Here is a 12,064-nt window from a genome sequence, read left to right as displayed (position 1 = left end):
CCGTTTTCTACGGCCGCAGCCCATCATGTGCACAGGAAAAGGCCGCGGCGTGACGCTCATGAGCGTTGCCAGCTATAGTTCACGGATGACCAGATAAATCGACGTCTTTCAGTGCGGAAATCCGTGAGTTTCGGTGCCGGTGCCATGCCTCCGTTTGTAGGCCCTCAATCTCGTCAAAAGCTCGCTCACAATTCTGCATACCTCTTTCACGCCAATTGGAGCACAAATGCTTTCTTTCAATTTCAACAAGTTGCCTTTCATAAGTCGACCCAGACGGGTCATAATAACATGCTGATGCCGGGATGCCGGCATCCCGGCACCATGCTAGTCGGAACGCCTTTTCGGCGCTCTTGCGGTCTTGCCAGTCCACGGGCAAGCCTGCGAAGTCGACTCCGGCGAGTTCTGCAGGTGCAATGAGACGAGGAAACGGCGTGCCCGACGACCACGCGGCCTCGAGCCCTTCCTCGCTCCGCACGAAGCGCTCGAACCCGAAGCCGTGCCGGGCGTAGTGATCGAGCGTGCCCTCGGTCTTCAGCCATCCGAAAACCGAGAGGACGACAAGTGCAGCGACGCCAAGGCTTAGGCGTACCGCGCGACTCGGCAGCGGATCTCGGTCCGACATGCAGCGTCGCAGATAGCCCCAGCTGACGAGCCCGGCATAGACCGAAACGGAGAGTGGCAGGCCGCAGCCGATCATCGTCAGCCATTCGTTGTGAGCGGGCATGGACACCCACCACATGAAGCCAAGGACGATCGGCATCCCGAGATGTGACAGAAGTAATGTGACCCCCAGCGACAGACCGCTCAAGGGTCTTGGTTGAAGGGCCTTTTTGCGGTTGTTGAGCGCGAGGTCGGTCACCAGCCATGGCGCGATCCGCTCGGAGACAGGTCCACTGTCGATTTCGGTCGGTCCGTCGCCGAGCGTGTCGAAGAGCTTTAGCAACTGCAGGTGAAAATACACGTAGAGCGTCGCGCCGAGAACTGGGGCGACCCAGAAGAACCGAAAGGTCGGGATCGATACTCCGATCAGTGGCAATTCGGTCTGGCGTTCGGCTATGAAGAAATCGGCATCCTCGACCCCCAAGAGCGTGACACTCACAAAGGCGAGGTAGCCGAGCATGGTGTACCAACTGGCGCGCGCCGTCTTTGTCAGCGTTTCGACGCGGTCGATGAAATCCTCGTGTTCCTGTGGCGGGACGTCATTTTCGTCGCGCGTGCGCTGCCCGGCGCGTGCTGGATTGATGTTGCGTTTCAGACCGGCCACAAAGTCACTCTGCGAAATCTGTTCATGCAGTGTGCACTGGTTGCGGATGGCTGCCAAGTCCCGCGCCTCGCCCGGAACAGCCGCGAAGCGGCCCGGGCCGCGCACGGCCGCCCCCACGGCCGGGCGCGTCGTCTCGGTTTGCACGCCGCTCGGGCGACGGACGGGGCAGTGAGATAAAGCGAGACCCACTGGCGTCGGGGCGCCCGTCCGCGGCCGTGCGCGGCCCTCTGCCGGGGCAGAGCGGCGGCTGGCCGCAGGCACCGCGCCGCATCCCCGCTCACGAACATTTCCGCGGCTTCGCCTTGCGCCCCCAGCCCAAATGCGTATCTGTCCCCCAACCGTGCCCTCCGCTTGTGCATCCCCTGCCGCGCGGATAGGGTGCGCGCCGCAATTCCAGGGGGCCGGCAGAGCCCTCGCAGCCAAGGGAAGACCTCATGTTCGTTACGCCTGCCTTCGCGCAAGGTGCCGGAGGGGCCGGGAGCGCCTTTACCTCCTTCGTGCCGCTCATCCTGATCTTCGCGATCATGTACTTCCTGCTGATCCGTCCGCAGCAGAAGAAGGTCAAGGAACACCAGAAGATGGTCGAGGCGCTGCGCCGGGGCGACCAGGTGGTCACGCAGGGCGGCGTGGTCGGCAAGGTGACCAAGGTCAAGGACGACGGCGAGATCGAGGTCGAGATCGCCCAGGGCGTGAAGGTCCGCGTCATCAAGTCCACCGTCGCGCAGGTCATGTCCAAGACCGAACCGGCCGAAGAGTAAATCCCCCGACAGAAGGGCGCGCGCGATGCTGCACATTCCGCTGTGGAAACGGGTCGTCATCTTCGGCCTGGTGGCGCTGGGGCTGCTGTTTGCCATGCCCAACCTGTTCTACAGCCGCGTGGAACAGCACAACGACGCCGTCAGCGCCATCGAGGCGCAGGGCGCCACCCCCGAGCGCGAGGCGGCGGCCGGGGTCTGGCCCTCGTGGCTGCCCTCGACGCTGGTGAATCTCGGGCTCGACCTGCGGGGCGGGGCGCATCTGCTGGCCGAGGTGCAGGTCGAGGACGTCTACGAAGAGCGGATGAACGGCTACTGGCCGGAGGTCCGCGACGCGCTGCGCGAGGTCCGCGACGAGGTCGGCACGATCCGCCGGCAGGACTCGGAGCCCGGCGTGCTGCGGGTGCGCATCTCGCGCCCCGAGGGCATGGCCACGGCGCTGGAGGTGGTGCGCGCGCTGGCGCGGCCGGTCGTGTCGCTGTCGGGCGCGGGCTCGAACGACATCGAGGTGGCCGGGCAGGGCGACGAGATCGTCGTGCAGCTGACCGACGCCGAACGCCGGGCCACCGACAACCGCACCCTGCAGCAGTCGCTGGAAATCATCCGTCGCCGGGTCGACGAGGTCGGCACGCGCGAGCCCACGATCCAGCGGCAGGGCGAGGACCGCATCCTGATCCAGGTGCCCGGCATCGGCTCGGCCGACGAGTTGAAGGAGCTGATCGGGACCACGGCGAAGCTGACCTTCCACCCGGTGGTGCGCCGCACCTCCGAGCCGCCGGACAACCCCGGCGCGCGCAACGTCGCCTATCCGTCGATGGACGAGGAGGGCGTGTGGTACGTGCTGGAGGAGACGCCGGTTGTCTCGGGCGAGGAGCTGACCGACGCGCAGCCGGCCTTCGACCAGAACGGCTCGCCCTCCGTCACGTTCCGGTTCAACCCCTCGGGCGGGCGCAAGTTCGGGCAGTACACGGCCGAGAACGTGGGCTCGCTGTTTGCCATCGTGCTGGACGAGGAGGTGATCTCGGCGCCGCAGATCCGCGAGGCGATCCCGGGCGGGTCGGGGCAGATCACCGGCAGCTTCTCGGTGGAGGAGTCGACCCAGCTCGCGGTCTTGCTCCGGGCCGGCGCGCTGCCGGCGGAGATGACCTTCCTGGAGGAACGGACCATCGGGCCGGAGCTGGGCGCGGATTCGATCGAGGCGGGCAAGATCGCCTGTATCGTGGCGTTCGTCGCGGTGCTGGTATTCATGGGGCTGAGCTATGGCTGGTTCGGGCTTCTGGCGAACGTCGCGCTGATCCTGAATATCGGGATGATCTTCGGGCTGTTGTCGGCCATCGGGGCGACGCTGACCCTGCCGGGGATCGCGGGGATCGTGCTGACCATCGGCATGGCGGTGGATGCCAACGTGCTGGTCTTCGAGCGCATTCGCGAGGAACTGAAGACCGCGCGGGGGCCGTCGCGCGCCATCGAGCTGGGCTATGAAAAGGCGCTCTCGGCGATCCTGGACGCCAATATCACCACCTTCATCACGGCGACGATCCTGTTCTTGATGGGCTCGGGCCCGGTGCGCGGCTTTGCCGTGACGCTGGGGCTGGGGATCCTGACCTCGGTCTTCACCGCCGTCTTCGTCACCCGCGCGCTGATCGTCATCTGGTTCGACCGCCGCCGCCCGAAAACCATCGAGGTGTAGGATGCGCCTGAGACTCGTACCCGAAGAGACGAACTGGGACTTCTTCCGCCGCGCCAAGGCGACCTTCGGGGCGTCGATGGTGCTGGTGGTGGCCTCCATCGCACTGTTCCTCGTCATGGGGCTGAACCTCGGGATCGACTTCCGCGGCGGCACCACGATCCGGACCGAGAGCCACAGCGCGGTCGATGTCGGCGAATACCGCGACGCGCTGCAGGCGCTGGAGCTGGGCGACATCTCGATCACCGAGGTGTTCGACCCCACCTTCGACGCCGACCAGCACGTGGCGCAGGTGCGCATCCAGGCGCAGGAAGGCGAGGAGAGCGTGACCGCCGAGACCGTCGCCGAGGTCGAGGCGGCGCTGCAGGAGGTCGATCCGACGATCACCTTCCCGTCGGTGGAATCGGTGGGGCCGAAAGTGTCGGGGGAGTTGATCCAGACCGCCATCATTGCGGTGCTGCTCGCGATCGGCGCGGTGCTGTTCTACATCTGGCTCAGGTTCGAGTGGCAGTTCTCGCTGGGCGCGGTGGCGGCGCTGATCCACGACGTGATCCTGACCATCGGCATCTTCTCGATCCTGCAGATCCAGTTCGACCTGGCGATCATCGCGGCGCTTCTGACCATCGTGGGCTATTCGCTGAACGACACCGTCGTGGTGTTCGACCGGGTGCGCGAGAACCTGATCAAGTACAAGACGAAGCCCCTGAAGGAGGTGATGAACCTCTCGATCAACGAGACGCTGAGCCGGACGGTGATGACCTCGGGGACCACGCTGATCGCGCTGATCGCGCTACTGGTGCTGGGCGGCGACGTGATCCGCGGCTTCGTCTTCGCGATGACCTGGGGCGTGGTCGTGGGGACCTATTCGTCGGTCTTCGTGGCCTCGAACATCCTGCTGTGGCTGGGGACCAAGCGCGACTGGTCGAAGCCCGACAAGACCGAGGGCAATCAGTTCGCCAACGTCGACGCCTGACATGGCGCCGGCTCGGCGGCCCCTCCCGGGGCCTTCTCGCCCGCGGCGGCGGGGCCGCAAGGAGCGCCCGGCAGGGGGCGACGCGCGGTGAGTCTGCTGGCCGACACCCTCGCGATGCCCGGGCTGTGGCTGCTGGTGGGGGCGGCCGTCCTGGCCGGGCTGGTGCGGGGGTTCACCGGTTTCGGCACCGCCATGGTCTACCTGCCCGTCGCGGGGCAGGTGCTGGACCCCGTCGCGGCGCTGGTCACGCTGGTCATCATCGACTTCATCGGCCCGATCCCGGCGGTGCCCCGCGCCGTGCGCGAGGGGCATCCGCGCGACGTGCTGCGGCTGGTCGCGGGGCTGGTGGTCGGGGCGCCGGTCGGGGTCGCGGTGCTGCTGATCCTGTCGCCCGATGTCTTCCGGACGGCCGTCTCGGTGATCGCGCTGGGGCTGCTGGCGGCGCTGGTCTCGGGGTTTCGCTATCACGGCACGGTCACCCGCCCGATGATCTATGCCATCGGCGCGCTGGCGGGGCTGTTGCACGGCGCCGCGGGGCTGCCGGGGCCGCCGGTGATCCTGCTCTACATGGCGCGGCCGCTGCCGGTGCAGGTGATCCGCGCCTCGGTGCTGTTGTTCCTGTTTCTGGCCGACATCGTCGTCTTCACCATCTTCGGGCTGCGCGGGTTGCTGACGGCGGAGCCGGTGCTGGTTGGCATCGTGCTGATCCTGCCCTACCTTGCCGCCGTGATGGTCGGGTCGCGCCTCTTCGATCCGAAGCACGCGCAGGTCTACCGCTGGACCGCCTACGCGATCATCGCGGCGTCGGCCGTCTCCGGCCTGCCGTTCTGGGACTGATCCGGGAGCCACGCCCATGCGCATCAACGAGATTCGCGACTTCGACGGCCCGCCGGTTGACGGCTACGGCCCCGGGTTCTTCCGCATCGGCGGCGAGGTGCATCGCGGCGCCGTGCTGGTGCTGCCCACGGGCGTCGTGGCCTGGGGCGGCTACGACGATCGCGAGACGCTGATGCAGGCCGTCGGCCAGCTCGACGTGTTGTTCGTGGGCACCGGCGCGGAGATCGCGCATATCCCCTCGGAGCTGCGCCGCGCGCTGGAGGAGGCGGGGCTGGGCGTCGAGGCGATGGCCTCGGCGCCGGCCGCGCGCACCTACAACGTGCTGCTCAGCGAGGGCCGCCGCGTCGGAGTGGCGCTGCTGCCGGTCTGATCTTTCGCCCCCCGGCGGGATCGGCTAAGCGGGCCGGGATGGTTCTGACGGTCACCGATATCGCCGTGGCGCGGGGCGGGCTGCCCGTGCTGGAAGGCGTCAGCTTCGCGCTGGCGGCGGGCGAGGTTCTGCTGCTGCGCGGGCCCAACGGGATCGGCAAGACGACGCTGTTGCGCACCGTCGCCCGGCTGCAGCCGCCGCTGGCCGGCGCGGTGGACTGCGCCCCCGACGCCATCGCCTATGGCGCCCATGCCGACGGGCTGAAGGCGCAGCTGACCGTGGCCGAGAACCTGTCCTTCTGGGCCGGGATCTATGGCGGCCAGGACATCGCGCCGGCCTTGCGCGACTTCAACCTGGACGGCTTGCGCGACCGGGCGGCGCAGAACCTGTCGGCGGGGCAGAAGCGGCGGCTGGGGCTGGCGCGGCTGCTGGTGACGGGCCGGCCGGTCTGGGCGCTGGACGAGCCGACCGTGTCGCTCGACACGGCCAGCGTGGGGCTCTTCGCGCAGGCCGTCCGGCGGCATTGCGCCGCCGGCGGCGCGGCGCTCATCGCCACGCATATCGACCTCGGTTTCGAGGCGCGCGAGCTGGATCTGGGGCCGTACCGGGCGATGCCGCCGGAGGACGCGGGCCGGTTCGACGACTCCTTCGAGGGGGCCTTCCTGTGATCCGCCTGTTCCTGCGCGATCTGACGCTCGCGGTGCGGGCGGGCGGCGGGTTCGGTCTGGGGCTTGCCTTCTTCCTGATCGTCACCGTGCTGGTGCCCTTCGGCGTGGGACCCGAATCGGCGACGCTGCGGGTCATCGCGCCGGGCATCCTGTGGGTCGGGGCGCTGCTCGCCTGCCTGCTGTCGCTCGACCGGATCTTCCAGCTCGACTACGAGGACGGCTCGCTCGACCTGCTGGCCACCGCGCCGATCCCGCTGGAGGCGGTGGTGGCGATGAAGGCCGCGGCGCACTGGATGACCACCGGCCTGCCGCTGGTGCTGGCCGCGCCGGCGCTGGGGGTTCTGCTGAACCTGGAGGGCGCCGGCTATGGCTGGCTCGTGGCGTCGCTGGCGCTGGGCACCCCGGCGCTGTCGATGATCGGGGCCTTCGGCGCGGCGCTGACGGTGGGGCTGAAGCGCGGGGGGCTCTTGCTGTCGCTCCTGGTGCTGCCGCTCTACGTGCCGACGCTGATCTTCGGAGCGGAAGTGGTGCGGCGCGGCGCGGCCGGGCTGGCGGTGGAGACGCCGCTGATCCTGCTGGCGGCGATCACGCTGGGGACCGTGGCGCTGCTGCCGTTCGCGGCGGCGGCGGCGTTGCGGGTGAACCTGCGCTGACGGCGGGGCCGGAGGGGGCGCTGCCCCCGCGCGCTGCGCGCGCCCCCCGGCGTATTTCGGACGAGAAGAAGCGCGCAGGTCTTTCCTGTGTCCGGCCGGTGCGGTAAGAGCGCCGTCGTCGGGGCGTAGCGCAGCCTGGTAGCGCGTCTGTTTTGGGTACAGAAGGTCGTGAGTTCGAATCTCGCCGCCCCGACCATCCACAGGACATCGGTCTTTCCGGGAGCGCTCCACAGCCACATCATGTAGGCGGCGGGGGCGGCGGCGACACCAGATGCGTCTCGAAACTCTCCCGTGGCGCTCTTGCAACGCCTCTGCGATTCGCGGCGGAGCGAGTTATCCACAGGCTCGGGGCAGGCATTTCCGGAGAAATTTCCGCTAACCCCGTGCGGTCGCGGGGATATTCGGGCTCGCGCGTGTCGCGATTCCGGGCGTGCCGCGAAACAGGGTTAACTCCCGGTGAACACGGTGGCCGCGTGCAACGGAAAAATGTGGGGGATAACCCTGTCTATTTGGTTGACCGGTGGGGGGCATCTACGCCAGATTGTTAGGGCCGAGCGATAGACCACTACATATAGTGGCGCGGGGCGGCAAAAGGGACAGACCAGCATAGTCTACGCCGCGGGCGCTCATCGCGGCAGCCGGTGGGGGCCACGCCCGCCGACGCGGGACCGCTTGTCTCTTTTTCCTCCCCCTCGGCATCAGAGGACCGGTCAGCCCGCAACAGACGGGCGGCCGGATGGACGCGAAAAAACAAAAGTGACGGGGCTCCTCACGACATGAAGATCGAACGCAAGTTTACCAAGGCAGGTTTCGACGCGTACGCCGATATCGAGTTCACGCTCACCACCTCCGAGATCCGCAATCCCGACGGCACGGTGGTGTTCCGCAACGAGTCCGTCGAGGTGCCGGCCGGCTGGAGCCAGGTCGCGAGCGACGTGATCGCGCAGAAATACTTCCGCAAGGCCGGCGTGCCGGCGCGGCTGAAGAAGGTGAAGGAAAAGGGCGTGCCCGAGTTCCTGTGGCGCTCGGTCCCCGACGAGGCGGCGCTGGAGACGCTGCCCGAGGAAGACCGCCGCGTCGGCGAGACCAGCGCGCGCCAGGTCTTCGACCGGCTGGCCGGCGCCTGGGCCTATTGGGGCTGGAAGGGCGGCTATTTCACCGACGAGGAAGACGCGCGCGCCTATTTCGACGAGATGCGCTTCATGCTGGCCACCCAGCAGGGCGCGCCGAACAGCCCGCAATGGTTCAACACCGGGCTGCACTGGGCCTACGGCATCGACGGGCCGGGGCAGGGCCATTACTACGTCGACTACAAGACCGGCAAGCTGACCAAGTCGAAGTCCGCCTACGAGCATCCGCAGCCGCATGCCTGCTTCATCCAGTCCGTCGCCGACGACCTGGTGAACGAGGGCGGCATCATGGACCTGTGGGTCCGCGAGGCGCGGCTGTTCAAGTACGGCTCGGGCACCGGCACCAACTTCTCCAGCCTGCGCGCCGAGGGCGAGGCGCTGTCGGGCGGCGGCAGGTCGTCGGGGCTGATGGGCTTTCTGAAGATCGGCGACCGCGCGGCGGGCGCCATCAAGTCGGGCGGCACGACCCGCCGGGCCGCCAAGATGGTGATCTGCGATGCCGACCATCCGGACATCGAGGAGTTCATCAACTGGAAGGTGAAGGAAGAGCAGAAGGTCGCCTCGCTGGTGGCCGGCTCGAAGATGCACGAGCGGCAGCTCAACGAGATCTTCGCCGCGATCCGCACCTGGGACGGGCGCGGGGAGGATGCATACGACCCCAAGGCCAATGACGCGCTGAAAGCCGCGATCCGCTCGGCCAAGAAGGCGGCGATCCCGGAGACCTACATCAACCGCGTGCTGCAATACGCCCGCCAGGGCTATGCCTCGATCGAGTTTCCGACCTACGACACCGACTGGGATTCGGAAGCCTACAACACCGTGGCCGGGCAGAACTCGAACAACTCGGTGCGCGTCACCGACGCCTTCCTGCAGGCGGTTCGCGACGACGCCGACTGGGAGCTCATTCGCCGCACCGACGGCAAGGTCGCCAAGACCATCAAGGCGCGCGACCTGTGGGAAGACATCGGCCATGCCGCCTGGGCCTGCGCCGATCCGGGCATCCAGTTCCACGACACCGTCAACGCCTGGCACACCTGCCCCGAGGACGGGCCGATCCGCGGCTCGAACCCGTGCTCGGAATACATGTTCCTCGACGACACGGCCTGCAACCTGGCCTCGATGAACCTGCTGACCTTCTGGGACGGCGCCAAGTTCCGGGCCGAGGACTACATGCACGCCACGCGGCTGTGGACCCTGACGCTGGAAATCTCGGTGATGATGGCGCAGTTCCCGTCCAAGGAGATCGCGCAGCTTTCCTACGACTTCCGCACGCTGGGCCTGGGCTATGCCAATATCGGCGGGCTGCTGATGAGCATGGGGATCGGCTACGACTCCGACGACGGCCGGGCGCTCTGCGGCGCGCTGACCGCGATCATGACGGGCGTGTCCTATGCCACTTCGGCCGAGATCGCCGGAGAGCTGGGGCCGTTCGCCAGCTACGAGCGCAACGCCGACCACATGCTGCGGGTCATCCGCAACCACCGCAACGCGGCGCACGGGCATGTCACCGGCTACGAGGAACTGGCGGTCCGGCCGGTGGCGCTCGACCACGCCAACTGCCCCGACCAGGAGCTGGTGTCGCTGGCCATGGCGTCCTGGGACGAGGCGCTGCGGCTGGGCGAGCAGCACGGCTATCGCAACGCGCAGGCGACGGTGATCGCGCCGACCGGCACGATCGGGCTGGTGATGGATTGCGACACCACAGGAATCGAACCGGACTTCGCCCTGGTGAAGTTCAAGAAACTCGCGGGCGGCGGATACTTCAAGATCATCAACCGCTCGGTGCCGGCGGCGTTGGAGACGCTCGGGTATCCCTCCTCCCAGATCGAAGAGATCGTCTCCTACGCCGTCGGTCACGGGACCCTCGGCAACTGCCCGGCCGTCAACCACGCCTCGCTGGTGGGCCACGGCTTCGGCCCCAAGGAGCTGGAGAAGATCGAGGCGGCGCTGCCGTCGGCCTTCGACATCCGCTTCGTGTTCAACCAGTGGACGCTGGGCGAGGAGTTCTGCCGCGACACGCTGGGCATCCCGGCCGAGAAGCTGACCGACCCGTCCTTCGACCTGCTGCGGCATCTGGGCTTCACCCGGGCGCAGATCGAGGCGGCGAACGACCACGTCTGCGGAACCATGACGCTGGAAGGCGCGCCGTTCCTGAAGGAGGAACACTACCACGTCTTCGACTGCGCCAACCCCTGCGGCAAGACGGGCAAGCGCTTCCTGTCCGTCGACAGCCACATCACCATGATGGCGGCGGCGCAGAGCTTCATCTCGGGGGCGATCTCGAAGACGATCAACATGCCCAACGACGCCACCATCGAGGACTGCCAGGCGGCCTACGAGCTGTCGTGGTCGCTGGGGGTGAAGGCCAACGCGCTGTATCGCGACGGCTCCAAGCTGTCGCAGCCGCTGGCCGCCGCGCTGATCGAGGATGACGACGAGGCCGCCGAGGTGCTGGAATCCGGCAGCGCGCACGAGAAGGCGCAGGTTCTGGCCGAGAAGATCGTCGAGAAGGTGATCGTCAAGGAGGTGGCCAAGGAGGTTCCCGCCGGCCGCACCAAGATGCCCGAACGCCGCCGCGGCTACACGCAGAAGGCGGTGGTCGGCGGCCACAAGGTCTATCTGCGCACCGGGGAGTACCAGGACGGCAAGCTGGGCGAGATCTTCATCGACATGCACAAGGAAGGTGCCGGCTTCCGCGCGATGATGAACAACTTCGCCATCGCGGTGTCGGTCGGGCTGCAATACGGGGTGCCGCTGGAGGAATTCGTCGACGCCTTCACCTTCACCAAGTTCGAGCCCGCGGGGATGGTGCAGGGCAACGAGACGATCAAGAACGCGACCTCGATCCTCGACTACATCTTCCGCGAGCTGGCCGTCTCCTACCTCGACCGCACCGACCTGGCGCATGTGGCGCCGACCGGCGTCAGCTTCGACGAGCTGGGCCGCGGCGAGGAAGAGGGCAAGTCGAACATCCGCGAGGTGCCCGAACGCGCCGGCGCCTCGCCGATCGACGTGCTCAAGCAGGTCGCCTCGGCCGGCTATACCCGCAAGCGGCTGCCGCAGGAGCTGGTGGTGCTGCAGGGCGGCCAGTCGGGCGCGGTGGCGCTGGACGGGGCCGGCGACCCGGTGGCGACGCTGCAGACGCTGGTGCCGGGGGCGGGCGACAGCCTGGCCGCGACCACCGCGACGGCGGCGGTGTCCTCGGGGGCGACGTCGATGGACGCCCGCACCAAGGCCCGGATGCAGGGCTACGAGGGCGACCCCTGCGGCGATTGCGGCAACTACACGCTGGTGCGCAACGGCACCTGCATGAAGTGCAACACCTGCGGGTCGACCTCGGGCTGTAGCTGAGGAGATCGAGCAATGCCGAGCAGCGGTATCCATCTCGAAGACTGCGAAAACGTCCATCTTGAGCGCGTTAGAACTGCTGGATTTGATCGCGCAGTGACCGCCAAGAGGACTAGGCGGCTGGTAGCCAAAGACGTGATCGCAGAGCGGTCGCCGAGCAAGCAAGAGAAGGGCCACCTGGCGAAGGCGCTTATGGCCACGACGTCCGTCGTGGGCCTCGCGTCGAAGGGCCTTGGTGTCTACGCGAAGGGTCAAGAAACAGGACTCTGGCGGTAGCGCGAGCAGAACAGGGTGGGGCAGCGTTTTTTGTTGGCTCGCTCACTCTCTTCCGGGGCGGGTGCGCTCGCCCTGAATGCGGATCAGGCCGCAGGCAGAAACC

General features: G+C 67.5%; 9 protein-coding genes and 1 tRNA gene. 9 read left to right on the top strand and 1 reads right to left on the bottom strand.

The features are described from left to right. Positions 1-79: 79 nt before the first annotated feature. A complete protein-coding gene (locus P1J78_RS12140; RefSeq protein WP_275567628.1) occupies positions 80-1,408 on the bottom strand; it encodes a hypothetical protein in 1,329 nt (442 codons plus the stop codon). Between the two features lie 290 nt (positions 1,409-1,698). Here P1J78_RS12140 and yajC point away from each other — a divergent pair, with 290 nt between their 5' ends. From yajC to P1J78_RS12095, 9 genes are all read left to right on the top strand, one after another. Beyond that, positions 1,699-2,022, top strand: a complete 324-nt coding sequence (gene yajC / locus P1J78_RS12135) for a preprotein translocase subunit YajC (protein WP_275567627.1) — start codon at positions 1,699-1,701, stop codon at positions 2,020-2,022. Between the two features lie 25 nt (positions 2,023-2,047). Continuing rightward, positions 2,048-3,709, top strand: a complete 1,662-nt coding sequence (gene secD, locus P1J78_RS12130) for a protein translocase subunit SecD (RefSeq protein ID WP_275567626.1) — start codon at positions 2,048-2,050, stop codon at positions 3,707-3,709. A 1-nt stretch (position 3,710) separates the two neighbouring features. Then, positions 3,711-4,679 carry a protein translocase subunit SecF gene (secF, locus tag P1J78_RS12125; protein ID WP_275567625.1) on the top strand — a complete coding sequence of 323 codons (969 nt, stop codon included), beginning with the start codon at positions 3,711-3,713 and terminating at the stop codon, positions 4,677-4,679. An 87-nt stretch (positions 4,680-4,766) separates the two neighbouring features. Beyond that, the gene (locus tag P1J78_RS12120; protein WP_275567624.1) at positions 4,767-5,516 is read left to right on the top strand and encodes a sulfite exporter TauE/SafE family protein; all 750 of its coding nucleotides are present in this window, start codon (positions 4,767-4,769) and stop codon (positions 5,514-5,516) included. Positions 5,517-5,532: 16 nt separating this feature from the next. Continuing rightward, positions 5,533-5,886, top strand: a complete 354-nt coding sequence (locus P1J78_RS12115) for an Mth938-like domain-containing protein (protein WP_275567623.1) — start codon at positions 5,533-5,535, stop codon at positions 5,884-5,886. 38 nt (positions 5,887-5,924) lie between these two features. Beyond that, on the top strand, positions 5,925-6,554 hold the full coding sequence (gene ccmA / locus P1J78_RS12110) for a heme ABC exporter ATP-binding protein CcmA (RefSeq protein ID WP_275567622.1): 630 nt from the start codon (positions 5,925-5,927) through the stop codon (positions 6,552-6,554). After that, positions 6,551-7,207 (top strand): heme exporter protein CcmB, encoded by a 657-nt coding sequence (ccmB, locus tag P1J78_RS12105; RefSeq protein ID WP_275567621.1) that lies wholly within the window; start codon positions 6,551-6,553, stop codon positions 7,205-7,207. The genes ccmA and ccmB overlap by 4 nt, the downstream gene beginning before the upstream one ends. Positions 7,208-7,326: 119 nt before the next feature. Next, positions 7,327-7,403 (top strand) — tRNA-Pro (locus P1J78_RS12100). Positions 7,404-7,983: 580 nt separating this feature from the next. Then, positions 7,984-11,688: a vitamin B12-dependent ribonucleotide reductase gene (locus tag P1J78_RS12095; protein WP_275567620.1), complete on the top strand. Its 3,705-nt coding sequence runs from the start codon at positions 7,984-7,986 to the stop codon at positions 11,686-11,688. Positions 11,689-12,064 lie beyond the last annotated feature (376 nt).

This window comes from Psychromarinibacter sediminicola (assembly GCF_029168335.1).
In the GTDB taxonomy this organism is placed as follows: domain Bacteria; phylum Pseudomonadota; class Alphaproteobacteria; order Rhodobacterales; family Rhodobacteraceae; genus Psychromarinibacter; species Psychromarinibacter sediminicola.
Note: the sequence above shows the minus strand (reverse complement) of the source record. Positions and strands in the feature narration are given on the sequence as shown.